Consider the following 26374-nt stretch of genomic DNA (forward strand, 5'->3'; position numbering starts at 1 on the left):
AATATTACAGGTAAGATAAATTTTTTTTGTTTGTGTGGCCTGCACGAAAATCCAATGTACTGTATGGAGTGGGATAGGTCACCTAAATTTAAGTAATTATCGGTATGGCCCAATGTTATTGTGTTTTAAAGGCTGTATTGGTCCTTCTGTCAACATTCCTTTTCACTGTATTTGCTGGCCTAAACAGCAGATACTATGGAATCAGCAACCGGCATTCGAGGGGATGCCAGGGCCGAATGGCTCACCAGTAACCGCGACGCGGCCAGGATCCTAACGGCCTACATCGGCCAGGCCGAAAACGCATTTAAAAGTAAGATCCAGGCCGCTGGCCTCACGCTCACCGGGGAGCTCCTGGCATCGTTTCGCACGACAGCAGCCACGGAGGGGGAGGGGTACGTGGAGGTCAGGCTACAGATGGCCGGTTATGGCCGGATTAAGGATTTGCGCCGGATGAACTACAGCCGGACGCCACCACTCCTGGCAATGGAGGCCTTTGTGGAGAAAGTGGGCGTTTCCCATTTCGCCTACGTAGGTGGCTACCCACGGGGCGTATTTCCGCGCACCGAATCCCAGACCGTAGAGCGGATTGCCTGGAGCCTAAAAATGAGCCTGGCCAGGAGGCCCAACGTGGTACGCGGCTACCGGGGTATTTACTCGGATCCGCTCCTAAATGACGTATTACCCTACCTGTTTCGAGATCTGGCCACGGCCTGCAACTTAACGGCCAGCCGGGCCTTTAAAGTGGCATTCTCCGACTAATGGCACTGAATCTAAACGAAACAGCCACCTTATCCCTAAAGCTCAATAATGGCGACGTTAGCAAGAGCATAGACGAGCTAAACGATAAGGCCAAAGCGCTTAAAAAAACAATCAATGAGATTGAGAAAGAGGGCGGCAAAGGGAGCGAAAACTGGCAGAAGTACAAGAGCGAACTAAAGGAGGTTCAAACGGCCACCAGCCAGCTCAAAAAGGAGGTAGACTTAACTACCCTTAACTATGGCCAGCTCGAAAGTGTAATCAAGCAACTTAATAAAGACCTCCGGGGCATGAAGCCAGGCACGGAGGAATTTATAGCGGCCACCAAGCGACTCGGTGAAGCTGAAAAGCAATTCAAAGGGGTAAAGGAGGAGGTGGACAAGATCAAAAAGGGCGGGGAAGATCTGGCCCAGCCAGCCCTCTGGCAAAAGATAGGCGGGGGCGTAGGCGTGATGGCCAAAGCGTTCCAGGCCTTTATGGCGCTCCAGGTGATTGGCTTTATTATCGACATCGGTAAAAGCATCTTTGAGACAACCAGCAAATTCGAGAAATACGGCAAGGTGCTGGATACCGCGCTAGGCTCTCAGAAAGAGGCCCAGCAGGCAATGGCCGCGCTCAAAGACCTGGGAGCTAAGACCGCGTTTTCAGTCGATGAGCTGACGGATGGGTACGTAAAGATGATAAACCGGGGGCTCCGACCGAGCCAAAAGGAAATGGTGGCCATGACGGATTTAGCGGCCAGCCAGGGCAAACAGTTCGACCAGTTGGTGGAGGCCGCACTGGACGCGCAAACCGGGGAGTTCGAGCGGCTTAAGGAGTTCGGGATTAAGGCCAGCAAAGAGGGCGATAATGTAACGCTTTCCTTTAAGGGATTAAACCAAACCGTCAAGAACACGCCGGAGGCCATTAACGGGGCCATTACGGCCTTTGGTGAAATGGAGGGGGTGGCTGGCCAGAATGCCAAAATGATGGAAACCCTAGACGGAAAAGCCTCCAACATGGGAGACAGTTTCGATAGTCTAAAGGTGCAAATCGGCAACCAGCTCCGGCCCGTCTTTTTGATGATCCTGGACACGATCAGCAACGGGATCGGGATTTTTGGCGGCTTTACGGGCGTACTGGCCACGGTCATAACGGCGGTAGTTACGACGGTGAAAACCCTGGCTGATTTTGCCATTAGCTCCGGTTCGGTTTTCAAAAACACCGGCCTGGCCATTAAAGAGTTTTTGAGCGGCAATTTCGAGGCTGCCGGAGCGGCCTGGGATCAGACCAAAGCGGCAGGCCTGGCAGCGGTAGAGCAGGTAAAAACCAACGTCAAAACCGGAGCCGCTGCCGTGGTGGCTATTTGGTCGGATCCTGGCAACACGGCCAAAGCGCAGTTTGCGGGCCAGACGCAGGGCAAGGCCCACGGCGACGCGCTCACCAGTGAGCAAAAAAAGGCGCTGGAGGCACAGGAGAAAGAGGCCGAAAAAGCCCGCAAGAAAGAGCAGCAGGAGCAGGAGAAAGCGCTGGCCGAACGGGCCAAAGCGAACGAGGCCGCGCTTAAGAAAATAGCCGACACGGAGGCCGAGATTTACCTGGCCAGCGTAAAGGGTGAGCTCCAGCAGCACACCGTAAAACTCATGCAAAAACGGGATAAGGAGGCCGAAGCCATCCTAAACACCGTGGCCGATGAGGAGCTAAAAAACCAGCAAATCAAACTCCTGGATGAGAAACTGGTGGCCGATATTCAGCGGCTCCACACGGAGCACCGGCAAAAGGAGCTGGCAGCAGAAGCCAAAGCCGCGCAGGAACGGCTCCAGGCAAACAACCAGATCCGGGAGCAGGAGCGCCAGGCTAACCTGGCTTTGCTGGATCTTAAGGAGCTCCAGGCCGCTGGCAACGCCCGCAAATTAATTGAGATCGAACGGGATCGGGCCAACCTGCAAGCGAAGTACAAAAAGGATAAGCTGGATGAGGAGGAGCAGGCCGAACTGGCCAAAGCCAGCCGGGACGCGGAGCGCCGTATAGCGGAGCTCGGAGACGTTAAAGACAAGACCGAACAGACGCGCCAAATTAAGGATCAACTGGCCCAACAGGTAACGGCCATCAACAACCGATTCCGAGCGGAGGAGCAGGTGGCCGAAGCCAGCCACTCCGAAAAGCTAAAGCAGATCGAGCTCCAGGAGAAGCAGCAGCGCCAGGAGCGGAGAACCGCGTTCTCCAACTCGTTTAAGGCCTTGCTGGATGGCGATTTGATGGCCTTTGCCCAACAAACCGGCAAAATCGTATCTGGTGAACAGGAGGCCTGGCAGAAGCGAATGCAGAAAAATATGGAGAGTTACGACCAGGTGGCTGACCTGGCCAAGCAGGGCGTAGCTTTCCTAAACAAACTCACGCAGGAGCGGCTGGATAAGGAAATAGCGGCCAGCAAAAAGGAGACGGAGACCAAAGTAGCCGACTCCCAAAAACGGATGGAGGAGGCCATAGAGGCCGCTGAGAAGCAGGCCGAAGCGGAAAAGCTGGCCGCTGGTGACTCTGCCGAAAAAATCGCAGAAATAGAGGAAAAGCTGGCCACCAGTAAAGCTGAGATTCGGGAGCAGTTCGAGAGTGAGGCCGACGATATACGCAAAGACGGAGCCGACAAAGAGAAAGCGCTGGCCAAACAGAAATGGGAGGCCGACAAACGGGCGCAAGTGGCCACGGCGCTCATTTCCGGAGCACAGGCCGCACTCAAAGCGCTGGCCTCCGGTATCTTTCCGGTAAACCTGGTATTTGCCGGTATAATCGCCGGATTGACAGCCGTTCAAATCGCTAAGATCAAGAGCCAGCCCGCGCCGGTATTCGAGCACGGTGGTTTTGTGGCCAGGGGCGGGCGGCACGGCTCGGAATATGGCCGGGGTGGTATTGCGCTGGTGGATCGACAGAGCCAGCGCGAGGTGGGCGAAATGGAGGGGGATGAGGCCATTATAAGCCGGGAGCAAACGGCGGCAAACTGGCCACTCATTAGCCGGATGTTCCGGAATGCCCGCACACCTGGCCGACGCTCCACGCCGGTACTCCAGGACAGAGGGCCAGCCTTTCGGGAGGGCGGTTTGTTTACCAGTCCGTACTGGAAAAAGGAAATGTATTTGTTTGGCTCCAAGAAAGCCAAACGCGAGGCCGAAGCGCAGGCCAGGGAGGCCGAAGCAGCCGCGAAACGAGCCGAAGCCGAAGCACAGGCGGCAATGGCCACGGTGTACGACGGTGCCACCTCCGGAGACGCCGGAGACGCCAACGGGACAGCCGACGCGGCCACCTACAACGGCCAGGCCGACGCGCAGGCAGCAGAAGCCGCGAAGATGGCGCAAACGCAGTTGGAGCTCCTGGAAAACATCGGCCTGGCCATCGAAACGATGGACGAAAATATACAGCTCTCCAATAAGAATTTGGCGCTCCAGATCGAGGAGGCTTTAGCGCTGCTCAATACCGACGTAAACACCGGCCTGGATAACCTGGCCAGCCAAATGGAGAAAGCGCTGGAGGCCTTGAATACGGACGTTTCCACCGGCCTGGAGAGCCTGGCCGAATCGACTAAAACCGGCCTGGATAACCTGGCCCAAACCACAAAGGGCGGGCTGGATGGCATGGCCGTAGAGGTGGGCGGGCTTAAAGGATCCATCAATGCGGTAGAGGGTGCCACCAGGGAGGTACGGGGGGCCGTGGACGGTGTACAGGGCGCTGTATGGAGCACGAACCAGGCGGGCCGGTTAGACGCGCTGATAGGGGCCATTTCATCCTTTGCTGGTAAATAGGCCTAAGTAAATAAATACGCTCATTCGTTCAACTGTTGTAGGTTAGGCGGCTAAACCGTATCTTTAAGGGATTCCAATAGCTGCCTAACCTATGAAAAAACCACTACTCAATCCATGCGTAAAAAAGTTGTTCTTTCCGTTCCCCGTTACCTCAAAAAGTACTTATTGAATGCCGAATTTGGCCAGGTGGTCGATGGCACGTTACAGGTTGGAGGCCGTAGCTTTATCGGCTCCTATATTGCCAGCGTTTCCCGGCCTATTCCTTACCCGTTACCGCGCCTGGATCTGGCAGGCACCAAACTGATAATTTGGTACAGCAGCCGCGAACGAACCCACGAAGTACCACCGGAGAAACTGGCCAGCCTGGTACGCTCTTTAGATGAGCAATTCAGACGGAGCCTAATTTGCGAGGTGCGGGCGCTGCATGAACTCTGCGGGGGTGACTACTCCAAGTTTATCCGCAACTTTTTAAAGCGTTACAGCATCGAGCCGGATGTGGACATAGATTTCGATACGGTGCGGAAAATTTACCGGGATTACCTGGAGCGAATGGACAAATCGAACCGGGAGCTTTACCAGGTAGCGTAAAAATATTTTGCATTAAAAAGGCCGGACTGGTGCAGTTTGGGCCGGATATGAGCAGTTTGGGCCGGATGTGTGCAGTTTGGGCCGGGCTGTTTCTACCACAAAACGGCCTCCATGTTGAATGGGGGCCGTTTTTGTTGGTCTACTACCCGTAAAATCGGGTGCTTTTTCGTCCTTTCCAGGAGCCTGGCCGCGCTTTACTTTTGGATCAAAAATGATTGTAACAAATCAGCTTTTATCCAACTATGAACAAGGGGCGAACGTGGGCCATGTGGCCAGGTTACGACTCCTGCCGGTAGAGGCCGTGCTGGCCATCGTTCCACCAGGAGCGGGGCCAGCCACGGCCACGCCGTTTACGGTCTCCAGGTACGGCCTGGCCGTGGCCAACGGAGCGCAAACCACGGAGCTCCTGTTTCCACCAGGGGGCTGCTCCTTTACGGAGGGCTCCGCACAGGATGCCGCTGGCATCGTTTACGCGCCGGAGCTCACGGCCACCCTCCCCAAAAATCAGCCTGCTCTACTGGACTGGCTCCAGCGCAACCAGGGCAGGCGCTGGGTGGCGCTGTTTCTCGACCGAAACGGCCAGGCCTATGTGGCGGGTGAGCCAGGCAACGGGCTCCGGCTCCAGCTAAACCGAGCCATTGCGGCAGGTAACTCCATCGCTATTTCACTCAAAGGAAAAGCCACCCATCCGGCCTGGCTCCTGGAGACGTTCGACGCGGCTGTTTTGTTCGCGCACGTTGATTTTGACCTAAGTTTTGATTTCTCTTTTAACGCTTAAAACGCCAACCAATGTCAGCACCAGACGACAGTTATTTAAAGGCACTTATTGATACCAACCTGGCCGACTCCCCACCAGGCCAGCCGCGCAGCATCAAACCGGCCATTCTACGCTTTACCCTAAAGACTCTTATAGACTGGACAAAAACCGCCATCAACGGGGCCACTAATGCCTGGCTCCGAGTAGGAGACAACCAACCGACAGGCGTATCAACCGATACGATTTACCACCGGGGTAAAGTGATTGCGGGCCGAATGACCGACGACGGGAGCGGGGCGTTTATCCAGGCTCCAAGCGCCCGATTTGAGGCCGTTAACGGCATTCCTGGCCCGTTTGCGGCCATTACGTCGGTGGGTGAGAGTACGCTGCCAGGCACACGCTATTACGCGTTTACTGAACTGCCAGCATCGGCACAAGGTACGTTTGATTTTATCGACATATCCTTAACCGCTAAACCCTGGGATAACAGTTCAGGCAAGCACCTCCATCTGGAAATGTACGCGGCCAACCGGGGGACATTTCGATACGAATACACGGTACAGGGAGAACAGGATGGTGTAGGCATTGTAGCGTATCAACAACCCGATGGCCGTACCATTTTTTACGTGGTCTCTGATAATAACTTTCGGTCGTTTGTGGTTACGATCAACCGACACCAACAAGCCACCTTGTACGGAAACTTTGTTTATTCGGCCAACCCTACCGGCACTCTTGTATTTAGTTCCCTAAACACAACCGCTTACAAACCCTTAACCATTATTCGGAGCCGGTTTACCAAGTTCAATGTAGGCAACTCGGATAGTGCGTATCCGGCTGAAACGTTGAATGAACCGGGTTCCTCACAGTTGACGCTGGCAGCTAACTGGATTTCGGGAAGTTCTGATTTGGGACTGGTAAACAGCAACCTGGCCGGAGGGGGCTTTTCATTCTGGCAGCAGACTGGAGCAGCCGCAAAAAAACTGCTGGCCTGGTTAACGCAGGATGGCAATTTAGGTCTAGGCACCCTCACACCAGGCGAACGGCTCCACGTTGTTGGCTCTGGTTACTTTACGGAATCCGTAAAATTTCCAAGCACCTTATTAAACCGGAAAGTGATCCTTTACGACCTGAACGGCAATGACCATCAGTACTACGGCATGGGGGTTACTAATGTAGGGTATAGGTATCAGATTTCTAGTGTAGACGGTGCCCACGTTTTTTACGCCGGAACCTCTCCGACCACCAGCGCCGAACTTATGCGTATAACCGGAAGCGGACGAGTTGGTATAGGCATGGCCGCGCCCGCTTACACCCTGGATGTTGGGTCGAGTAACCCAAGCAGTGGCATAATTGCTCAGTTCACCAATACGGCCACCTCAAACGGCACCGGGGCCATTATGCAGATCCATCAGGGAGGTATTGCCATTTGGCGTTACGGGATTCCTGCCGGAGCTGACGCGTTTGTTATTTATGGCTGGGGCGGTGGATCCTTTCCCGAATACCTGAGAATTTCCGGAGATGGCCAAATGCGGGTAAACGGCTCCATTTCGGGCAAATATGCCACCTCCAACGTTAATCCGGCTCCGGCTGATTTAGCCGATGGCTATTGGCGAGTGCAGCGCAACAGCTCAACCGGAGAGGTGCGTATGTGGGTCAACGTGGGCGGCACTATCAAATCTGTTTTATTCTCTTAACCTTATGGACTTTATCAAACTACCTATTTCTACCGAGCTGGTAACTGGTTTTAAGCGCCAGGCCAAACACGAAAGTTTTGTAATCCTGCCGGATTTGCAGATGGTGCAGCAGGTGCGGGTTATTACCGTAGATGCCGCTGGCCATCCACTCCTGGAGCGGATCCTGGCCGACGACTCGTTAAGCGCCGAACAACGCCAGGCGCTAGGCCAGCGGTATGCTGACCAGATCGTTACGCGCCAAACTACCGGGGCGTTTGTCGATACCACCGGCCTGGTAGTGGAGCCTAGAGAGCCGGGAGCCATTCCACAGCGGAGCTTTTTCCAGGCCATTACCTTGGGAGACCTCAAAAAGCAGGGGCTCACCATTACCGATAAAACCACCGTGGCCTCCCTGATTTACGCGCTGATCGGCCAGGAAATTACCAACATCGACAACCGGGGCGGGCTATGATGGAGCCCACCCTTTTAATTCGCCGGACAGCCACGTACTACACCGTGCCGGTCATGGTAGACAGCCGACTCAACAAGCCCGACCAAATCAGCCTGGCCGTTACGGTGGTGGTGGAGCTGGCCGACTATCGGCGGGTATTGCTGCCGGTGGGTTTTGTGACGGACTGCCATTCCACGCCAGCCGCTGGCCAGTCGATCCTGCCAGGCTTCAACAACCGGACAAACCTGGCCGCTTGGGTGCACGACCGGCTGTATATGTGTTGGGAGGAGTTCCTACTGGTGTATCCGGAGTTGGCCGACGCCGACGCCAGAGCCTACGCCGACGCGGCTTACCTGGAGCTTATGGAACGGTTTAACCGGGGGCGGTTCCGGAATCGGGTGTACCTGGCAGCGGTGCGGCTGTTCGGCTGGTGGAATTGGCGCACGTTCAGGAGCCAGGCCACCCCACCAACCGGATAGCCCAAAACCGTAGATTCTTTGGTGGGCGGGGGCTAAAATCGGCATCGAGGCCGACCGAGCGGGCCGGAGCCGCACCAGATCCGGCCCAAACCAACCCGCTCCAGCCACCCACCCGCCAAAGAATCTACGGTTTTGCTTTTCCAGCCAGCTCTCTCCAGGGCTGGCTTTTTTGTGTCCTTTCGGCGGGCAGGACTGGAAAGCACTTTTGCACAACAACGCCACTTTGCTGGCAGTAAACAACAATGATGAACGCGGTAAACATTGCGGGCCTCTGGTGCCTGGAGGAGTCTTTTGCCATGCGAATGTGGGGTATCGTAGAGCCACGCCTAAAGGCTGGAAAAGAACCCTTTGCTCCGGCTATGGTGGCAGGGCATCCGGCCAGAACTATCCAGGCTACGCTCCAGACAGCAGGAAAAAGCATACTGGCCGGTACAATCGAGTATTACCAGTACGTGGTTAACGCCTATACGGTGGAGGGCGTTTGTGTTATCCCGGTGATGGGAACGCTTACCAGGTACGGCCTTTGTTCGTGGGGGTACGAAGATTTGGCGGGGCTGCTGGCCGTGGCCGATGGCCAGGAGAGCGTAAAAGCCGTGGTACTCCGGATCGACTCACCAGGCGGGGCGGTGGATGGCGTTAAAGTGCTGGCTGACGCGGTTAGAGCCGTGAAAAAGCCGGTAGTGGTCTGGACTAATTTTTGTGCCAGTGCGGCCTATTTCGTGGCCAGCCAGGCCAGGGAGATTTGGGTAGAGGAGCAAACCCTGTACGCCGTGGGCTCCATCGGTACGCTCATGGTCTACACCGACCAAAGCGAAGCACTTAAAAAGGCGGGCCTCAAAGTCGAGATTATGCGGGCCAGCGAGAGCACCGACAAAAGCCGGATGAACGGCACCGAGCCACTACCGGACGAGACCAGGGCCGAAATACAGGGCATTCTGGACGCCAGCCAAAAGGAGTTTGCGGGCTATGTACGCCGGGGGCGGGCGGGGCTGCTCACCAGCGACGAATGGAAAACCGCCAAAATGTACGGGGTTCGGGATGCCATCCGGATCGGCCTGGCCGATCAAAAGGGAACGCTCCGGCAGGCCATCCAACGGGCCGCACAGTTGGCCGCTTAAGTCAATCACAACCAATTTTTTTTCAACCAACCAATTACCCAACCAATGGCAGCAGTAAAGCAGACGCTGGCCACGTTCATGGCCAACTTTTTCGGAAAGTCTGAAAAAGCCGTTTCGGAAAAACTCAGCTCGGAGGAGTTTAACCAGTTCACCACCGAAGCGCTCGGACTCCAGGAGAAAGTTACCGGCCTGGAAACCGAACGGGACACCCTCCAGGCATCGGTTACGAACCTGACGACCGAACGCGACACCCTGGCTACCCAAAAGGCCACGCTGGAGGGTGAGAAAACAACGCTCCAGGGGCAAGTTACCAGCCTGGAAACCGACCGGGACAAGTATAAAGCCTGGTTCGAGAAACAGGCCGGAGCCGGGGCGCAACTACCCGAAACGGACGCCACCAACACCAGCGGCCAGCCGGAGCTCACCAGCTACAACGCGGAAGCGCTGGCTTATTTCCGCAAGAACAAAGGCCACTAAAACCGGCCACCAGTCAACACAACCAACTTTTTTTATCCAACCTCTTTTTTAACAAAAATTCAGTATGAGCCAGATTAAAGGCTATGATTTTGGCAAGTTGCCCGACGCGTTAATGCAAACCTTTTCGGGACGCCGGGAAATTATCACGGACGTTTTAACCGATGGGGAGGCCAAAATTCGGGAGTTGTACCAGATCCTGGTTACGGACAATAAAAGCCCGCTCATTAACCTCCAGATCATGGATATTCTGCGTGCGGCATCGGACGACTTCAACCCATCGGAGGGAGCCCTACAGTTCGGCGCCAGGATTCCGGAGTTTGAGGACGTAGATATTGACCTGCAATTCACGACCGGAGAAATACAGACGCTTTACCGTTCGTACCTCCAGTACGTTAAGGGGCTCAAATCGGAAAAGGAAGTACTGGCCAATCCGTTCGAGGTATTTTTTATCAGCGAGATTCTACGCACAGGCCGCGCCAACCTGGTAGAAAAAGGCTCCTGGAAAGCGGTTAAGAACGCGGCCAACACCGGATCCGCTTACGCCATTACCGGCCTGCTGGCTAAAATGACCGCTGGCCGGGGAGCAAACGGAGACATTCCGGAGAGCAACGTTTTCGAGGCAGCAGCGGCCATAACCGACGCCAACGCCTACGACCAGGCCATAAGCCTATGTAAGACCGTGGAGGCCGCAAACGAGGCCATGCTGGAGATTCCGCTGCAACTTCGTTGCTCTCCTGGTATGGCCCGTAGCATCAACCGCCAGCGCCAGGCCAAATTTCCCAACACAGTACGGCCTAACGAGAGTATGGTAACGGTGGACGGTTACGACAACATTACGGTTACGCCGGATGTTGGCCTGGCCGGTAAGCAAACAATGGTCATTACGCCAGGCTCCAACATGAATTTTGTTTGTAACGAAGATGTGAGCGCCTACACGTTGACGGTTGTAAAGGATGTTAAAGCCATCAAAATCAACATTCGGATGAGCGTAGGGTTCGACTACGGTTTCGGCAAATTCACCTTTCTAAACGATAAGGTCTAAGCCTCCCACCGGCCACTCCTGAGCGGGTGGCCGGTTTACAAATGTGTTTTACTTTCCTCTTTTTATCCAACAACGAATACCCATGAAGTTTGTAAAATTTTTGATGAGTTTGGCCACGCTGGCCATTGGTGCACTGGTGGCCACCAGCACCGGCAACGTTTTGGCCGGAGTGGTGGCCATGCCGGTAACTGCCTACGGGCTCCAGGTCATTACGGGCGGTTCGCTGTATGATACCACCGGCCTGGCTCTGGCCACGCTGGCCGCTATTCCCCGAACCAAGCAGCAGGAGACCAACCCTGGAGGGGGCCGGAGGCTGTTTTTGATGGCCACCGACAACATTACCAGCGAATGGCCCAAGCTGGAGGAAATTGTGGACGGTGAGTTAGGGGTGGTTCCTACGTTCGTAACCGGAGGCACAGCGCCCACGTTCGTAGAGGTGGCCGTTTCGGACAACAGCCTAAAGATTGACGAGGCACTAAAAGGCGCTACCGGCTACCAGAGTTGGGAGCAATCCCTAGAGGTAAAAGTGGCCGGTTATACAAAGGAGCAGGTGGCCGCTATTGGCAAACTGATTAATACCGAAGTGGTGGCCGTGGTCATTCTGACCGATGGCCAACGGGTGGTGCTTGGTTCTTCGTTTTTGGGCCTGCAATTCGAGGTGATGCACACGACCGGAGCCAAAGGGGGCGACCGCCGGGAATGGTCGCTAAAGGCCAAACAAGATGGCTACCAATTCGGCTATACGCCACTAGCTGACTCGGTGGTGATTCCTGGCCTGCCTGCCACTGTTTAATCTATTATCCACGCTAACCACCCAAAGCCTCCCTCCAGCCGGAGGGAGGCTTTTTTTGATGATGAGCACCATTACTATCCTTTATCCGGCCAGCCTGGAATTTTCGATTGGTAGACGAACCGTAACGCTGGAGCCGGATATGAGCCTGGCCGATGCCCGGCTAATCAATGAGCAGTACCGTGGCCTTTATCTGGCCATTTCGGAACCCGAAGCGCCCGCGCTGGAGCCAGGCACGGAGGCCGCACCCGCCGAAAAAGCCCCAACGGGCCGAACCGGCAGAAATCGACAATCCGCCAAATAATCTACGGAAAACGAGCCGCTTCAACAACCGCAAAACCAAATTATATTTTACGCTTTCCCCACAATGAACCAAACGAGCAAGCAACTAAAAGCGGCCTATCAACTGGCCCAAATGGCCCACCAGGCCGACCCAACCAACGAACGCAAAAAGGCGGCTTACGAGCAGGCCAAAATCAGCTATGAGGAGACTATTCCGGAGGAGCCGGTGGCCGATCCAAGCCAGGAGCCGGTGGCCGATTCAGCGGATAAACTAGCCGAATTAGAGAAGCAGCTCTTTCTCAAAAACCAGCAAATTGAGAAGCTAACCGAGCAAGTCCGGAAATTGGAGCAGGCCCAAAAATCGCCACTTCCAGGAAAAGCACCCGCTGGAAAGGCCACCGGCAAACCGGCAGCGACGCCAACCGACGCCCCAAAAAAAAACAGCTAACAGCGGCCAGCCAGGCCTCCGGATCGTTACCGGATCCACGTAAAGAGCAGCTCACGCTGGAGGCCGAACGGCTCCACCGGGAGGCTGCTCTTTTGTCGAATAGCCTGGCCGATTTTGCGGATGATGATGTGGCAGGCCGGAGGCCGGTGGTGGAGAAAATCCTGGCCATTCGGGAGGCCTGGAAAGATGCCAGGTACGAGCTCCAGACCGGCCAGCCACGCCGACCGGAAAAGCAGGCCAAACCGGCCACGGCCAGCCAGGGGCTCCTGGCCGCTGAGATCCGGCTGGAGCTCCAGAAAATACGGGTCAATATTTCCAAAAACGAGGGCAAACTAGCCGACCGGCCAGAGCACCGGCTGGCCACCACCTGGAGCCAGGAGCTGGCCAGGCTCAGGGCCATCAAAGAGCAGTACGACGACGAATTAAGACGTATGAACTATGAAAGCACTAAAGCAGAGTAATAACAAGTATTTAGACAAGATTCGGGACGAGCTGACGGTTTACCAGCGGTATCTGCTGGAGGGAACCGAATTGACGCCGGAGCAGTGGGCAACCTGGGATAAAATCGACAGTGCCAGAGCCTGGCTTAAGGCTGGCCATTCAGATGGCCAGGTTTTGCTCATGCTTAAAAATAGCCGTTCTATCCAGGATCGACGAGCCAGGGAAATCCTGGCTCTTTCCTACGCCGTTTTTGCCGAATTGCGCCAGGGCCGGGAGAAAGAGGGGGTTAAGCACCTTTACGCCGAACTATTTCGGGAGGCCGCAAAAAAGGCATTGGACGCCGATGATTTTTATAATTATTCGCTCCTGCTCAAAGAAGCGGCCAAAATAGATGGCGCTTACGATACCCAGAAAGAACTGGATGCCGACGCCTATAAGAAGCCCTCTAAAGTGGTATTCAAAACCAAGCAACTCACCATAAACAACGCCAGCCAGGACGCCAGGCCGGTAGAAACGACCACCTATGAACTCAGCACCGACTAACCAGGATCCGGATGAGCTGGTGGTGGAGGTAAACGAAAAACAGGCCATCTTTTTGGAGACCGTTTATACGCACCGTTACAAAATCGCCGGTATGATCGGGGGCCGGGGCTCCGGCAAATCCATTACCCTCTCGGACTTTCTCCTATTGGCAATGGGAGAGCTGCCTAAGGCCAAATGTGGCTGGGGTGTACCCACCATCAAAAAAGCCAAATCTAAGCTCACCAGCGGCCTAAAAGCGGGCTGGAAACGCCACGGCCTTAAAGAGTACGACTTTCGGACTGGAGAGGGCTGTTTTGTGCTCTGGAGAGAACCACCGGCCCACTTCGACCGACCGCACGAAGCGCCGGACATTTGGGAAAACTGTATAAGTTTCCCCAACGGGTTTGTGATCGAGTTCGAGAGCTTCAAGATGGCAGCAGCCGAAAACCGGGGGGCCAACTATGACCTGTATGTGATTGATGAGGGGCTAAACTTTAAAAAGGAATGGCTCAAAGTTGTATTACCAACCTTACGCGCAAACGTAGGGGTCTATAATTCGACGTTCCACCAGATGCTGGCCGTTTTTTCCTCACCTCCCTGGGATCTAAGCGGCCAATGGATGTACGATATAGAGGAGCAGGCCAAAGCGGAGCCGGATAAATACTTTTTCCTGGAGGTTAAGACAAAGGATAACCTGGCCTTTTTGCCTGCTGACTACCTGGACACGCTCCAGAAAAACCTATCCCGGTTGGAGTACCAGGTGGAGGTGGAGGGTGAACGGCTGTCTAAAATGCCGCACAACTTTTACCCATCGTTTCAGCACCATATACACGTATGCAAAGAGGAAAGCGAGGAGCTGGAGGGGCGGGCCTGCCGGAACGGTGAACTCCTGTATAATACGAGCCTGCCACTGGAGGCCAGCCTGGATTTTAACGCCCACTTTACCAGCGCTACCCTCTGGCAAAGTGACAGGGTGGAGGCCAGGCTGGTGGACAATCTGTTTTGTAAGGAGCCCGACACCAACGCCGACGGGGTGGCCATGACGATGGCGCAGACGCTGGCCACGATGCTGGCCACCGAGTACGCTGGCCATCGGTGCAAACAGATTGTTTTAACCGGAGACCGAAACGGGAAAAACAAAAGCGCAGGCTCAACCAAATCTATGTTCGACCAGGTAGCGGAGGTACTGGAGGGAGAGGGCTGGACAGTAGACACCGAACCACTCAATTACAACCCACCCCACATAGACAAGTTTAAAGACCTTAATACCGTCTTTGCGGAGGGTAGTATAGACCTGGTACGGATCCGTATAGATGGCATACGATGTAAGGCCACCGTTATCAGTATGGATAATAGCCCGCTGAATGCCGACTTTACCAAAAGTAAGAAATCCGAGAGCAGCAAGATCGACCAGGAGCGGGCCACCCACCTCTCGGATACGGTGGACTACTACATACTATGGAAACTGAAAGGAGGAAAGCGCTGGAGCGGATCCGGTGGTGAGGACTTCGATTTGGATTACTTCTAAGTGAGCCGGTGCCGTTTCAGATATTCGGAAACGTGGAAAGTGGAAATTTCCAAAATGCTAAAGGGCGGGGTCGATTATAAAAAAAAACGCCCAAAAAGGGGGGTGGTTAATGGCTAAAGTTCTATCTGCTAGAACCTTAGCCATTTTTTTTGGCGCAATTTTTATACAGTTTAAAAAGGTACGTAAAAACACTTAATCTGAAGCATACAAGAAAGGGGTAAGTCTTTTATCTCCCGACTATATGCCTTTAACTTATAAAAGATCGAGAAGAAGGCTTCGAGTAACTTATTGAGCAATAATAATTTACTTTTTTGAGCCCGCAGTATCTTAAGACATTTGATTTGATTGTGTAATTTTTTTACAACAAAATAACATTATTGATAGAAATACTTACGCGGAAGTATGCTATATTGGTTAAGTATATCGCTTAAAAAGAGATATGCCCAACTAAACACAGCTCTCACTAAAATGAATGAGGTAGACAGAGATATTTGCCATTTCGTAAGCAACTATGATAATCCTGAATCACTAGGGGCTGCTCTTTTCGAACCAGTACGAATCAGTAGTAGTATTATTCCAGACTTCTGTTGCACGGCCGCAAATCTTAAGTTTTCCAATCTGGTGGGTTGGGACTATACGAATCCGCCTAATTTATTAACAGCTCATTTTGTGCCGATCGATGAGGCAGACAAGTTGCTTGAAGCTTTGAAGTACGTTTTTTTTCATCAGAAAGAATTAGATTACTCCATTTCTACAGTTCATCTTAAGTCGGCTAAAAGTCATATATGTGATTGTAGAATGAGTCCATTAGGGCAGGGAGTTCTTGTATCTATTTCTACGATCAATCCAAAACACCCAGAAGGGACTGATACGGTAAGTCAGGTGGAGGTGTTAGAAAATGCTTTTGAGGCATGTCTCAATGGAATCACTGTATACAAAGCCGTACTAGATGATAGCCAAGAACCGATTGATTTCAAATTTGAGGCTATAAACGAGGTTGGGCTGGCTATGAGTGGTTTATCCCGTGAGCAAGTTATTGGTAAGACGTTGCGCGAACTTTACCCACCTACGGACTCGTTTGGCTTATTTTCTATCTACAAGCAGGTTTACACAACAAGAGAGCCATATAAAGGAGAACATTTTTACCCAGATCATGGCATTTGGCGAAAGCTAGTTATCACTTATATAGAGCGAGGTATTATGGTTACATATCATGATATAACTCCGTTCAAACAGTTGCAGCAGCAGCACGAGCAGCTAATAGATTACTTAGTTACAAGTTTGCCGGGTGGATTGGTACTGCTGGAACCTATCATGAGTGATGGCCAACTGGTGAATCTTCGGATAGTTCGCTGTAATTTGGCTTATGCCAAACCGAAAGATAAAGATCCCGATCAACTAAAAGGTCAGCTTATGGATGATGTGCATCCACAATGGCGATCAACACAGTTAATGGCGTGTGTTCAACAAGCTTTATTGGGTGATCAAGCTTGTCAAGGCTACGAAACGCAGCGTATTAATGGCAGATTAACTGAAGTGGACTTTCAACTTATTCAGGTAGAAGGCCTATTATTGATTACATACAGGGACTTGAATAACTACCATAGTGAGCAGCATATTCAAAGACTCGTGAGCGATCTAGATCGTATGAGTGCCAACTTGCAAGAGTTTGCTTTTGTGGCTTCGCATGACTTGCAAGAACCATTACGAAAGATTCAGCAGTTCGGTGGGTTGCTAGCAGCACAATACGGTGATCAGTTAGGGGCAGGCCGAGAGTTTTTGGATCGTATGCAGGGGAGCGCAGGCCGGTTGTCAAGTCTGCTTAAAGAATTACTGGACTACTCTCGTTTGACGACAAGGTTAAAGGAATTTAAACTGGTTTCCTTAACCGAACTAGTAACCAGAGTTTTAAACAGATTCGCAATTGAGATTAGGGAAAGTGAGGCTCGAGTATACGTAGATTCGTTACCAATAGTCATGGGCGATGAAATCCAGTTGGAGCTATTGTTTGAGCATTTAATAAGCAACAGTATCAAGTTTGCTGCTTCTGGCACATCTCCTAACATACACATTCGTAGTGTGACAGATTATGAGGAGCAATTGCCCGCCTGGCTAGATATTAAAGGGTCTCGTACCGAATTCATATGTATCAAGGTTGTTGACGAAGGTATTGGATTTGAGCAGCAGCACGCAGAGCGCGTTTTTGGCGTTTTTCAACGGCTACATGGCAAGAGCCAGTATCTTGGAGTGGGCATGGGACTTGCAATCTGTCGGCGAGTTGTAGAAAATCACAAAGGAGCTATTGTGGCTCAAAGTGACAAGGGGGCGGGTGCAACGTTCACCATCTTTTTGCCCTCTGCTGGGTAACAGACAGATCTTACTGCTAAGTAGTAGCCACGATTGTGGCTACTACCTTTTAGCTTTATTTGTAAACTACCTCCCTGGCCACTCGCTCCTCATTGGCTTTGCCATAGTAGCGAACGTGCTTAGTAGTGGTATGGCCGAGCATAGCGGCCACGCTTTCCTCTGACACACCGAGCTCATTAAGCATGAGGTTGGTAAAGGTTTTACGGGCAACCTTAACGGTGAGTTTGGTTTTGATGCCTGCCAGGTGTTGAATCTGCTTCAACCAGTCGTTAAAGCCGGAGTTACTGATTTTAGGCAGGTTCTCCACGCTGCCATATTTGGCAATCAGCGCCAGCGCTTTATCCGAGAGGGGCACCAGTTGCACCGGCTCATTCACGAAGAAATCGGATTCGGCATACTTGCCACGAGTTTTATACAGCCATTTCCGGCCATCAATGCCGGTGCGAACGTCGGCAGTGGTGAGGGTTTGGGCATCCTGGTAATGGAGGCCGGTGTAAATCGAGAACAAAAACAGATCCACGATTCGCTGTATTTCCGGCCTCCAGTCGGTGCTGGCCAGCTCATTGAGCTCCTGCCTGGTAATGTGGTCGGTGTTGACCTTTTCCCGTTTCTTGTAGACGAACGAGGCTAGCTTATCCACCCGCAAGATTTCGCGCCTTACGGCATCTTCTGTGATGTTCTTAAGCACCTGAGTATGCCGAACGATGTAATTGCGGTCTAAATCCCGTTCGTTGCACCACCTGACAAATTCGTCAGCGGATCCGAGGCTAAACCGATCAGCAGCCAGCTTTTTCCATTTCCGATCCAGCAGGAAAAGCCGGATGTTTTCGATTCGGGTTTTGTAGTTGCGACGCGTACCACCGTTTTTGTAGGTGGCGTTTATGTGCTGCTCATACAAATCCACCAGCTCCCAAAACGTATAGCTACGCTGCTGTTTGCCGGTGTACAGATCGGCCAAATGTTGGGCGCTTACGGGGTCTCCAGCGCTCTCCAACTGGAGGAACATCCTGGTAATGTCGGAATGGATTTGGGAGAGCTTGGTATTTTCATCGAACACCCGGAGGCTCTTGCCTTTGATGCGTTGCTTTTCGGAATCCCACTCTTTATCCGATACCTGGATAAAGGTGGAAAAATCATTAGCGGCCACACCCTCTACTTTGATCCGGCAATATATGGCGGCTTTACCATCCGGTTTTTTTCGGTTCTTCCGTTTGATGAACAGAACACGCATTTTTTACGATACATGAAAATATGTTGTTATTAGTTTGGTAAAAAATTGGCAAAACTAATACAACACAACCCTATTATATCTATGGTACATTTGTATTATACAGACAAATTGGTAACTACTTGTAAACAGGTGAGTAAAGAGCACCTCAGTTGGTAGGTGGTACACCTCAGTAGCTGCCCGCTTGCAGTCGATTCGTACAGAGTACAATAGGGGGTACACAAAGCAAAAGCCCACTTAAAAGCGGGCTTTCTGGCTAGTTGTTAATGTATCTGGTGCACTCGTAGGGATTCGAACCCCAAACCTCCTGATCCGTAGTCAGGTGCTCTATCCAATTGAGCTACGAATGCGATTTACATTTTTTGCGGAGTGCTCTATCCAATTGATGTCGAGCGCGACCCCGGTACGAATGCATTTCCCGTTGATTGGGAGTGCAAAAGTAGGGAGAAAAAAGGCGTCTGTCAACCTATCGGCCCGAAAAATTTGCTTTTCGCTTCATCAGAAAGGCACCAATCCCCTCGGCGGCATCGGCCGAACGACCTAGTGCATCCTGATTTTCAGCTTCCTGCTCCAGCTGGTGGTCAAGGTCCGAATACAGCGATTGATTCAAAACTTTTTTTAACGCCCCGATCGCGCGGGTAGGGGCAGTGGCGTAATACCCCACTACCTCCGCTATGGCCGCGTCGAGTTCAGCCGCAGGAACCGAGCGGCTGACGAGGCCGATCTGGGCCGCTTCGGGGCCGTAGACGCGTTGGCCGGTGCTGCTGAGCTCAAAAGCCCGCTGAGGGCCCACCAGACGCGGCAGAAAGAACGTAGAGCCGGCGTCGGGCATGAGGCCAATGTTGATGAAGATCTGGCTGAAATAAGCCTCGTCGGTGCAGATAACGACGTCGCAGGCCAGGGCCAGCGAACAGCCCGCACCAGCCGCCACCCCGTTGATACGACCCACAACGGGTTTGGGCAGGTTACGGATGGCCCGGATCATGGGGTGATAGCCGTTCCGCAGCGAGTCGCCCAGATTCATCGTTCCTCCCGAGGCTGCCGCGCTGGCGAAGCCTTCTTTCAGGTCGGCGCCGGAGCAGAAGGCTTTGTCGCCCGCGCCGGTCAGCACCACGACCCGCACGCGGTCGTCGGCACCGGCGGCTTCCATAGCGCTGGTAATATCCCGGATCAGGCCGGGGCTGAGGGCGTTGTAGACCTGGGGCCGGTTGAGGGTAATGCGGCAAACGCCGTCGGCCAGTTCGTAGAGCAGTGTATCGTACATGATCGGTAAAGGTTAGTCAGGGCAAGGTTAGATAAACCAGAACACGGCCAGCAGGCTGATGGTCACCCCCAGCGCCAGCCCGGCCAGGATCTGGCCGGGCGTATGGGCATTGAGCTTCAGACGAGCACTGGCCACAAATCCGGCCAGCAGCACCAGCAGCAGCATCGGGAGAAACAGGTCGGTCAGGCTGAATTTCAGCATCAGCCCGCCAATGCCGCCCAGTACGCCCCCCAGTCCGACGCCGTGGGCGCTGATTTGCCAGTATAGACTGATCAGCCCGACCAGCAGTATCGATACGGCAATACTGCCCAGCAGAATCGCTATTTCGGGCGCTACGGTCGAGACGAGCTGCATCCGGAAGGCAAACAGATAAGCGACAAAGGTGTAGATGAGCGCCGTCAGGAAATAGGGCAGCCGGCGGTCGGCCAGGGTTTCGAGCTGGAGGCTGCTGACGTAGCCCGTACGAACCAGATAAACGATCAGCAGCGAGGGCACCGCGAAGGTGCCAATGAAGATCAGCACCAGCAGGCTGAGCCGCAGGGCCGGCGAAAACGCATCCATACCCACTACACCGGGTGCCTGAAACAGCAACAGGCCGAACAGCAGTGTCGGCATGAGTAGGGGGTGCAACAGAATCGAGAGGAAGCGGGCGAACGAGGTTGTCAATGAATAACGATGAATGATAATTGATGAATTCGTTTTGGGGAGCCTGCGGCTGGGTTGCAAAGTTAACCGTCCTGCCTGTTGTCACTCATCATCCATCCTCCATAATTCGTTGTTCCTATAACTGTTTTCGCAACCGGGCTACGGGTATGTTGAGTTGCTCACGGTATTTGGCCACGGTACGGCGGGCAATGTTATAACCGCGATCATTCAGAATCTTCTCCAGCTTATCGTCCGAGAGCGGGTTCATCTTGGGTTCGCTGTCGATGAGATCTTTCAGGATGTTTTTCACCTCGCGGCTGCTGACGTCTTCTCCCGTATCGGTCGAGATCCCTTCCGAGAAGAAATATTTGAGCGGATAAATGCCGAACTCGGTCTGGACGGCCTTGCTGTTGGCTACCCGCGACACGGTCGATACGTCCATGTCGATGAGCGTGGCAATGTCTTTCAGGATCATGGGGCGCAGCTTCGACTCGTCACCGGTCAGGAAGAAGTCGTACTGGAACCGCACGATGGCGTTCATGGTCTTGAGCAGGGTTTGCTGCCGCTGTTTGATGGCGTCGATGAACCACTTGGCCGCGTCGAGCTTCTGCTTCACGAACGAGACCGTTTCGCGCAGGGATTTGTTCTGCTTGCTGCTCTTGTCGTAGGTATCGAGCATGTCGGCAAACGACCGGCTAATGCGCAGTTCGGGCGCGTTCTTGGAGTTCAGCGTCAGTTCAAGCTTGCCGTTGCTGTTGGTCAGGATAAAGTCTGGAATAAGGTACTGTACGTTGCCGGCTTCGCCTTCTACCGACCCCGGCTTGGGGTTGAGCTTGATAATCACATCGACCACCCGTTTCAGCGATTCGTCGCTGATGTTGAGCCGTCGCTGAATTTTGTCGTAGTGTTTCTTCGAGAACTCATCGAAAAAATCTTCGATGATGCGAACGGCCAGTACGTTGTAGGGGTCCGACTGATCTTTACGCCGGAGTTGCAGCAGCAGGCATTCCTGGAGCGAGCGGGCGGCAATACCCGGCGGGTCGAACGTCTGAATTTTATGCAGCACTTCCTGAATTTCTTCGGCATCGGTGAATACATTCTGCGAAAAGGCCAGATCGTTCACAATGGCCTGCATGGATCGGCGGATGTAGCCATCGGCTTCGATACTGCCAATCAGCTGTAGGCCGATGATCCGCTGTTCTTCGCTAAGCGAGAGGTACCCGAACTGCTGTAGCAGCGAGTCGGTCAGGCTCGAGCTGGTGGCTAGCGGCATGTCGCGCTCTTCTTCGCTGTAGTTGCCGTCGCCCTGCATCTTGTAGCCGGCATAATCTTCACCCTGCAGGTAGCTGTCGATATCGAGGTCGTCGGTGCGGTCTTTGTAGTCGTCGTCACCGAAATCATCGTCGAAGGGATCATCTTCTTTCTGATCGAACTCGTCGTCCATGCCTTCTTCCAGCGCCGGGTTGATTTCCAACTCCTCTTCGATGCGGGTATCCAGTTCGGCAGTAGGAATCTGCAACAGCTTTATGAACTGAATCTGCTGGGGCGATAACTTCTGCTGAAGAGACTGGGAAAGGCTTAACTTCTGCATGGTAGTGATGTTTCAAATCGGGTAGAGGTGTCAACGGGGATTGGCTGCTCCGGTTGGCAAAATGCCCCTCACAATTATCAGACCAATTTAGTTAGGATTTTGTTTAGGGCTACAAAAAAAATACACCAAGTCGTTCAGAATTAATGATTTGGCCTAAAAAAGTGCCTGGTTAACGATCTTTATGGGTTAGTAAATTGCTGATAGATAGCCATTTAATGGCTTGCTTTCGGGTGTTGGCAGCGGATACGAAAACTGGTATCATTTTTCTACCTTAGCGTCATGACAAATAAGCTGTACGACACCTCGCTGAGTCTGCTTACCGATCTCTATCAGGTCACTATGGCCTATGGGTACTGGAAATCAGGCACTGCCGAAAAGGAAGCGGTCTTTAATCTGTATTTCCGGAAAAACCCGTTCGGCGGAGGCTATACGATAGCCTGTGGACTTAGTAATGTAATCGGCTACATCGAACAGTTCAGCTTTTCGCGCAAAGATCTACGGTATCTCCGTACCCTCACCGGCAATGACGGGCAGCCCTTGTTTGAGGAGGCTTTTATCGAGTACCTGGCCGCGCTGAAGCTGAGCTGCACCATCGATGCCATTCCCGAGGGAACGGTCGTGTTTCCCAACGAGCCACTGGTACGGGTACGCGGGCCTATCCTGCAGTGTCAGCTGCTCGAAACGCCCCTCCTGAACCTGGTCAACTTCGAATCGCTGATTGCTACTAAGGCGGCACGACTCCGGCTGGTTGCCGAGTCGGACACGCTGCTGGAGTTCGGCCTGCGCCGGGCACAGGGGATCGATGGCGGCATGACGGCCAGCCGGGCGGCCTACATAGGTGGCTGCGACGCTACCTCGAATGTGCTGGCCGGCAAACTCTACGACATCCCGGTTCGGGGTACCCACGCCCACAGCTGGGTCATGTCTTTCGACGATGAGCAGCAGGCGTTCGATACCTACGCACGGGTGCTGCCCAACAACGTTACCCTGCTCGTTGACACGTACGATACGCTGGACGGGGTACGGCATGCCATCGAAACGGGTCACAAACTCCGGGCCCGGGGTTACCGGCTGGCCGGCATCCGGCTCGACTCCGGCGACCTGGCCTACCTCAGCATCGAAGCCCGCAAACTACTCGATGAGGCTGGTTTCACCGATACCAACATCGTGGCCAGTAACGACCTCGACGAGACGATTATCGCCAGTCTGAAGCAGCAGGGGGCCAAAATCACGGTATGGGGCGTCGGCACCAAACTGGTTACGGCCTTCGATCAGCCGGCGCTGGGGGGCGTCTACAAGCTGGCCGCGCTCCGCACGGGGGATGCCCACAAGCCCTGGGACTACAAGATCAAGTTGTCGGAGCAAGCCATTAAAACCTCGACTCCGGGCATTCAGCAGGTGCGCCGGTACCGCGACGAGCGGGGCTTTCTAGCCGACATGATTTTTGATGAGACGCTGAACGGCACCCACCAGCCCACCACCATGATCGACCCGCTCGACTTCACCAAACGTCGGCGCTTCGACGCGCATGCAGCCTTCGAGGATTTGCTGGTGCCCATCTTTGCGGCTGGCCAGTGTGTATACGATAAACCCGATATCCACGCTATCCGGGCGCGGGTGCAGGCGCAGCTGGCCGCGCTGCACCCCGGGGTCAAGCGACTCGTCAACCCGCATACCTACCCCGTCGGGCTGGAACGACACCTGCATGACCTCAAAACCGCGCTTATTCTCGAACGCAGAGGAGAGTGAATGCCGGGTTTTGGGTGGAAGGGGCTACCGCCTGTGCAGCTACAGCGTATGACGCGTGCCGTTGTCAACATGTACGACGTAGGCGCGGCCACCGGCCTGCTCGATAGCATCGGCTACGGCGATAGGGCTTTCAGGCGCGTAGGCAAACATGCAGCCGCCACCGCCCGACCCGTTGATCTTGCCACCCAGCGCGCCGGCCGCGAGGGCTGCGTCGAGCATCCGGTCTATTTTAGGAGTGCTGATGCGCTGGGCGTCGCGGAGATTGGCGTGGTGGTCGGTCAGGAGCTGGCCGAACCGCCGGTGGTCGAGTGCATCGGCCTGTAACACCGTTAGGGCGTCGCGCAGGATGTCGCGGTTGGCAAGGTTGCCTTTCAGCAGGATGTACTCGTCTTTGGTCAGGCTGTCTTTGAACTCGGTCGCGTCGGTCAGGCTTGAGTGGTGCAGCGAGAAGCCGGGGTTCACCGCCCTGATGCGGGCCAGGATGTCGAGCATACCGTACTTGACCCGACTCAGAATCCCGATTGTATCTTTCGGTTCCTGTGAATCGCCCAGTACGAAGGTGCCGAGCCGAGACGCCGGGCTGCGGGGCTCCAGGCTGACGAGCCGGATCTGCGGCTGCGATTCGAGGTAGATCACCTGCCCAACGGCCGTGGCGTAATGGTCCATCATGCCGCCGGGTTCGCCAAATTCAAGCACTTCGGCTGCATAGGCCAGCTCGGCCAGCTGCGTGGGCGGCAGAGAACGCGGCTGGTCGGCCAGCTGGGTCAGCACATTGAGCCAGGTCACCAGCAACGCCGACGAGCTCGACGTGCCTGCATTGATGGGTATGTTGCCGTGAACCTCGCCCAGCACCCCCCTTGAAAAGGTAAAACCATCACGCAGCAGCACGTTCACCGCCGACCGGAAGTAATCCCGATCCTGCGGATACGTCAGCGGAGAACCGTCGAACGGAATCGTTACCGTACGGCCGATGTCGGGCAGGTTAAGCCGGAACCCCAACTCGGGGGTAGGGGTGGCATCGATCTGAATCCGGCGCGAGATAGCGGCCGCTATGACGGGTAATCCTAGATAATCCTGATGTTCGCCGAACAGGCAGATACGGCCGGGGGTAGAACTGGTCATTGGAACAATAAGGCAGGCAACGACTTACCAGCTTGATTTTTTGTATCCTGATACGGCATAGTACAGGATAAAGCCGAAGAGGGGCAGAAGCATGGCATAAGCCAGCTGGGGGCTGTACGTATCGGTCAGATACCCGTGGAGGAGGGGTAGCAGCGCCCCACCCGAAATACCCATAATCAGCAGAGCCGACCCGAGTTTAGTGAAGCGGCCCAGGCGGTTGAGTGCCAGTGGCCAGAGCGCGGGCCAGATCGGCGCGAGACCGAAACCCAGCAGCGCTACGCACAAAACCGACGTAAAACCACTGGTCAGCAGGGTAGCCACCGTTAGCACCAGCCCGTAGGCGGCTCCGAACCGCAGTGCCGTTTGCTGCGAAATAACTTTGGGGATCAGCACGATACCCAACACATAACCCGCCAGCAGGCCGTACAGTGTATAAGTTGTAAAATATTTGGCTTCGTCGTTATCAAAACCAAGCGCTTTGCCGTAGTTGATGATGGTATCGCCCGCAATAACCTCGGCCCCTACGTAACAGAACAGAGCGGCTACGCCCAGCACCAGGTTCGGAAACTGCCAGACGCTGGTATGGGCCACGGCATCGGCGGGAGCGTCGTCCTGCTCTTCCGATACGTCGGGTAGGTTCGAGAACCGAATCAGGCCCGCCAGCACCACCAGTACGCCCGTCAGGATCAGATAGGGCGATACCACTTTTTCGAGCGAAGCGGTGCCCGATACGGCGTTGGCCCCCGTCAGCAGTAGCCCGCCAAACACGAACTGGCTAATGATACCGGCCAGTTTATTGGCAATACCCAGGAAGCTGATCCGCTGGGCGGCACTTTCGCGCGGTCCCAGAATGGTGGCATAGGGATTAGAAGCCGTTTGCAGCACCGTTAGCCCGATGCCGATCAGAAACAGACCGACCAGAAAAAGCGGGTACGATACGGCTTTGGCCGCCGGAACGAAAATAAGCGTACCGACCGCCATCACCAGCAAACCCAGCGACATGCCGCTCTTGAAACCCGTCCGCTTCAACACCGCCGATGAGGGAATGGCCATGAGCGTATAGGAGATAAAGAACGCAAAGGCAACCAGGTTGGAACCAACGGTGCTGAGGTCGAAGGCCTGCTTGAAAAACGCGATCAGGACGCTGTTGACCCAGGTCACGAAGCCGAATATGAAAAATAGGGCTCCGATAATAAGCAGCGGGCCGGTGTAATTCTGGGGTTTGGAAGGGGCAGTTACCATGTCTGGGAGAGCAACAAAAAACGAGGGCTAATGAAAGAAAA

General features: G+C 54.0%; 24 protein-coding genes and 1 tRNA gene. 18 read left to right on the top strand and 7 right to left on the bottom strand.

Annotated features, from left to right (window positions below):
- Positions 1-195 precede the first annotated feature (195 nt).
- From FBR45_RS19925 to FBR45_RS20005, 17 genes are all read left to right on the top strand, one after another.
- Entirely contained in the window at positions 196-759 is a 564-nt protein-coding gene (locus tag FBR45_RS19925) for a hypothetical protein (protein ID WP_138505580.1), read from the top strand.
- The gene (locus FBR45_RS19930) at positions 759-4529 is read left to right on the top strand and encodes a hypothetical protein (protein ID WP_138505582.1); all 3771 of its coding nucleotides are present in this window, start codon (positions 759-761) and stop codon (positions 4527-4529) included. The genes FBR45_RS19925 and FBR45_RS19930 overlap by 1 nt, the downstream gene beginning before the upstream one ends.
- Positions 4530-4643: 114 nt before the next feature.
- Complete coding sequence (locus FBR45_RS19935; protein ID WP_138505584.1) at positions 4644-5117, top strand: hypothetical protein; 474 nt, start codon at positions 4644-4646, stop codon at positions 5115-5117.
- Between the two features lie 211 nt (positions 5118-5328).
- Positions 5329-5895: a hypothetical protein gene (locus FBR45_RS19940; RefSeq protein WP_138505586.1), complete on the top strand. Its 567-nt coding sequence runs from the start codon at positions 5329-5331 to the stop codon at positions 5893-5895.
- Between the two features lie 11 nt (positions 5896-5906).
- On the top strand, positions 5907-7568 hold the full coding sequence (locus FBR45_RS19945) for a hypothetical protein (RefSeq protein ID WP_138505588.1): 1662 nt from the start codon (positions 5907-5909) through the stop codon (positions 7566-7568).
- Between the two features lie 4 nt (positions 7569-7572).
- Entirely contained in the window at positions 7573-8019 is a 447-nt protein-coding gene (locus tag FBR45_RS19950; RefSeq protein ID WP_138505590.1) for a hypothetical protein, read from the top strand.
- Positions 8016-8477, top strand: coding sequence for a DUF1353 domain-containing protein (locus FBR45_RS19955; RefSeq protein ID WP_138505592.1), 462 nt, complete (start codon positions 8016-8018; stop codon positions 8475-8477). Before FBR45_RS19950 ends, FBR45_RS19955 begins: the two co-directional genes overlap by 4 nt.
- Before the next feature lie 245 nt (positions 8478-8722).
- Entirely contained in the window at positions 8723-9595 is an 873-nt protein-coding gene (locus FBR45_RS19960) for a S49 family peptidase (RefSeq protein ID WP_171044926.1), read from the top strand.
- 45 nt (positions 9596-9640) lie between these two features.
- The gene (locus FBR45_RS19965) at positions 9641-10072 is read left to right on the top strand and encodes a hypothetical protein (RefSeq protein WP_138505596.1); all 432 of its coding nucleotides are present in this window, start codon (positions 9641-9643) and stop codon (positions 10070-10072) included.
- Positions 10073-10136: 64 nt separating this feature from the next.
- On the top strand, positions 10137-11114 hold the full coding sequence (locus FBR45_RS19970) for a hypothetical protein (protein WP_138505598.1): 978 nt from the start codon (positions 10137-10139) through the stop codon (positions 11112-11114).
- A gap of 82 nt (positions 11115-11196) precedes the next feature.
- On the top strand, positions 11197-11907 hold the full coding sequence (locus FBR45_RS19975) for a hypothetical protein (RefSeq protein ID WP_138505600.1): 711 nt from the start codon (positions 11197-11199) through the stop codon (positions 11905-11907).
- A gap of 61 nt (positions 11908-11968) precedes the next feature.
- Positions 11969-12208 carry a hypothetical protein gene (locus FBR45_RS19980; protein ID WP_138505602.1) on the top strand — a complete coding sequence of 80 codons (240 nt, stop codon included), beginning with the start codon at positions 11969-11971 and terminating at the stop codon, positions 12206-12208.
- Positions 12209-12271: 63 nt separating this feature from the next.
- Positions 12272-12634: a hypothetical protein gene (locus FBR45_RS19985; RefSeq protein WP_138505604.1), complete on the top strand. Its 363-nt coding sequence runs from the start codon at positions 12272-12274 to the stop codon at positions 12632-12634.
- Positions 12635-12726: 92 nt separating this feature from the next.
- On the top strand, positions 12727-13095 hold the full coding sequence (locus tag FBR45_RS19990) for a hypothetical protein (RefSeq protein ID WP_138505606.1): 369 nt from the start codon (positions 12727-12729) through the stop codon (positions 13093-13095).
- On the top strand, positions 13073-13618 hold the full coding sequence (locus tag FBR45_RS19995) for a hypothetical protein (protein WP_138505608.1): 546 nt from the start codon (positions 13073-13075) through the stop codon (positions 13616-13618). Before FBR45_RS19990 ends, FBR45_RS19995 begins: the two co-directional genes overlap by 23 nt.
- Entirely contained in the window at positions 13599-15125 is a 1527-nt protein-coding gene (locus FBR45_RS20000) for a terminase large subunit domain-containing protein (RefSeq protein ID WP_138505610.1), read from the top strand. The genes FBR45_RS19995 and FBR45_RS20000 overlap by 20 nt, the downstream gene beginning before the upstream one ends.
- A 468-nt stretch (positions 15126-15593) precedes the next feature.
- Positions 15594-17492 (top strand): PAS domain-containing sensor histidine kinase, encoded by a 1899-nt coding sequence (locus tag FBR45_RS20005; RefSeq protein ID WP_171044927.1) that lies wholly within the window; start codon positions 15594-15596, stop codon positions 17490-17492.
- 55 nt (positions 17493-17547) lie between these two features.
- Here FBR45_RS20005 and FBR45_RS20010 read toward each other — a convergent pair whose 3' ends face one another.
- The 5 genes from FBR45_RS20010 to rpoN form a co-directional block, all read right to left on the bottom strand.
- Positions 17548-18723, bottom strand: coding sequence for a phage integrase SAM-like domain-containing protein (locus FBR45_RS20010; protein ID WP_138505615.1), 1176 nt, complete (start codon positions 18721-18723; stop codon positions 17548-17550).
- A gap of 270 nt (positions 18724-18993) precedes the next feature.
- Positions 18994-19070, bottom strand: a tRNA-Arg gene (locus FBR45_RS20015).
- A 116-nt stretch (positions 19071-19186) separates the two neighbouring features.
- Positions 19187-19984 (bottom strand): enoyl-CoA hydratase/isomerase family protein, encoded by a 798-nt coding sequence (locus tag FBR45_RS20020; protein WP_138505617.1) that lies wholly within the window; start codon positions 19982-19984, stop codon positions 19187-19189.
- 27 nt (positions 19985-20011) lie between these two features.
- Entirely contained in the window at positions 20012-20650 is a 639-nt protein-coding gene (locus FBR45_RS20025) for a hypothetical protein (RefSeq protein WP_317128630.1), read from the bottom strand.
- Positions 20651-20765: 115 nt separating this feature from the next.
- Positions 20766-22220 (bottom strand): RNA polymerase factor sigma-54, encoded by a 1455-nt coding sequence (gene rpoN, locus FBR45_RS20030; RefSeq protein WP_138505619.1) that lies wholly within the window; start codon positions 22218-22220, stop codon positions 20766-20768.
- 279 nt (positions 22221-22499) lie between these two features.
- On the opposite strand from rpoN, the gene FBR45_RS20035 reads away from it, so the two are divergent.
- Positions 22500-23969, top strand: coding sequence for a nicotinate phosphoribosyltransferase (locus FBR45_RS20035; RefSeq protein WP_138505621.1), 1470 nt, complete (start codon positions 22500-22502; stop codon positions 23967-23969).
- A gap of 39 nt (positions 23970-24008) precedes the next feature.
- Here the strand turns inward: FBR45_RS20035 and FBR45_RS20040 are convergent, their stop codons facing one another.
- Both FBR45_RS20040 and FBR45_RS20045 read right to left on the bottom strand, forming a co-directional pair.
- Positions 24009-25091: a mevalonate kinase family protein gene (locus FBR45_RS20040; RefSeq protein ID WP_138505624.1), complete on the bottom strand. Its 1083-nt coding sequence runs from the start codon at positions 25089-25091 to the stop codon at positions 24009-24011.
- 24 nt (positions 25092-25115) lie between these two features.
- A complete protein-coding gene (locus FBR45_RS20045; protein ID WP_138505626.1) occupies positions 25116-26333 on the bottom strand; it encodes a sugar MFS transporter in 1218 nt (405 codons plus the stop codon).
- Positions 26334-26374: the final 41 nt, after the last annotated feature.

It is taken from the genome of Spirosoma lacussanchae, assembly GCF_005870035.1.
In the GTDB taxonomy this organism is placed as follows: domain Bacteria; phylum Bacteroidota; class Bacteroidia; order Cytophagales; family Spirosomataceae; genus Spirosoma; species Spirosoma lacussanchae.

What these genes read in the sequence shown, in the direction of transcription:
- FBR45_RS19970 (WP_138505598.1), top strand. Translation starts at nt 10,137, where the DNA reads ATGAGCCAGATTAAAGGCTATGATTTTGGCAAGTTGCCCGACGCGTTA.
- FBR45_RS20035 (WP_138505621.1), top strand. Translation starts at nt 22,500, where the DNA reads ATGACAAATAAGCTGTACGACACCTCGCTGAGTCTGCTTACCGATCTC.
- FBR45_RS19995 (WP_138505608.1), top strand. Translation starts at nt 13,073, where the DNA reads ATGAAAGCACTAAAGCAGAGTAATAACAAGTATTTAGACAAGATTCGG.
- FBR45_RS19960 (WP_171044926.1), top strand. Translation starts at nt 8,723, where the DNA reads ATGAACGCGGTAAACATTGCGGGCCTCTGGTGCCTGGAGGAGTCTTTT.
- FBR45_RS19985 (WP_138505604.1), top strand. Translation starts at nt 12,272, where the DNA reads ATGAACCAAACGAGCAAGCAACTAAAAGCGGCCTATCAACTGGCCCAA.
- FBR45_RS19980 (WP_138505602.1), top strand. Translation starts at nt 11,969, where the DNA reads ATGAGCACCATTACTATCCTTTATCCGGCCAGCCTGGAATTTTCGATT.
- FBR45_RS19925 (WP_138505580.1), top strand. Translation starts at nt 196, where the DNA reads ATGGAATCAGCAACCGGCATTCGAGGGGATGCCAGGGCCGAATGGCTC.
- FBR45_RS20005 (WP_171044927.1), top strand. Translation starts at nt 15,594, where the DNA reads ATGAATGAGGTAGACAGAGATATTTGCCATTTCGTAAGCAACTATGAT.
- FBR45_RS19945 (WP_138505588.1), top strand. Translation starts at nt 5,907, where the DNA reads ATGTCAGCACCAGACGACAGTTATTTAAAGGCACTTATTGATACCAAC.
- FBR45_RS20020 (WP_138505617.1), bottom strand. Translation starts at nt 19,984, where the DNA reads ATGTACGATACACTGCTCTACGAACTGGCCGACGGCGTTTGCCGCATT.
- FBR45_RS19955 (WP_138505592.1), top strand. Translation starts at nt 8,016, where the DNA reads ATGATGGAGCCCACCCTTTTAATTCGCCGGACAGCCACGTACTACACC.
- FBR45_RS19965 (WP_138505596.1), top strand. Translation starts at nt 9,641, where the DNA reads ATGGCAGCAGTAAAGCAGACGCTGGCCACGTTCATGGCCAACTTTTTC.
- FBR45_RS19975 (WP_138505600.1), top strand. Translation starts at nt 11,197, where the DNA reads ATGAAGTTTGTAAAATTTTTGATGAGTTTGGCCACGCTGGCCATTGGT.
- FBR45_RS19930 (WP_138505582.1), top strand. Translation starts at nt 759, where the DNA reads ATGGCACTGAATCTAAACGAAACAGCCACCTTATCCCTAAAGCTCAAT.
- FBR45_RS20010 (WP_138505615.1), bottom strand. Translation starts at nt 18,723, where the DNA reads ATGCGTGTTCTGTTCATCAAACGGAAGAACCGAAAAAAACCGGATGGT.
- FBR45_RS20000 (WP_138505610.1), top strand. Translation starts at nt 13,599, where the DNA reads ATGAACTCAGCACCGACTAACCAGGATCCGGATGAGCTGGTGGTGGAG.
- FBR45_RS19940 (WP_138505586.1), top strand. Translation starts at nt 5,329, where the DNA reads ATGATTGTAACAAATCAGCTTTTATCCAACTATGAACAAGGGGCGAAC.
- FBR45_RS19935 (WP_138505584.1), top strand. Translation starts at nt 4,644, where the DNA reads ATGCGTAAAAAAGTTGTTCTTTCCGTTCCCCGTTACCTCAAAAAGTAC.
- FBR45_RS19950 (WP_138505590.1), top strand. Translation starts at nt 7,573, where the DNA reads ATGGACTTTATCAAACTACCTATTTCTACCGAGCTGGTAACTGGTTTT.
- FBR45_RS20045 (WP_138505626.1), bottom strand. Translation starts at nt 26,333, where the DNA reads ATGGTAACTGCCCCTTCCAAACCCCAGAATTACACCGGCCCGCTGCTT.
- FBR45_RS20040 (WP_138505624.1), bottom strand. Translation starts at nt 25,091, where the DNA reads ATGACCAGTTCTACCCCCGGCCGTATCTGCCTGTTCGGCGAACATCAG.
- rpoN (WP_138505619.1), bottom strand. Translation starts at nt 22,220, where the DNA reads ATGCAGAAGTTAAGCCTTTCCCAGTCTCTTCAGCAGAAGTTATCGCCC.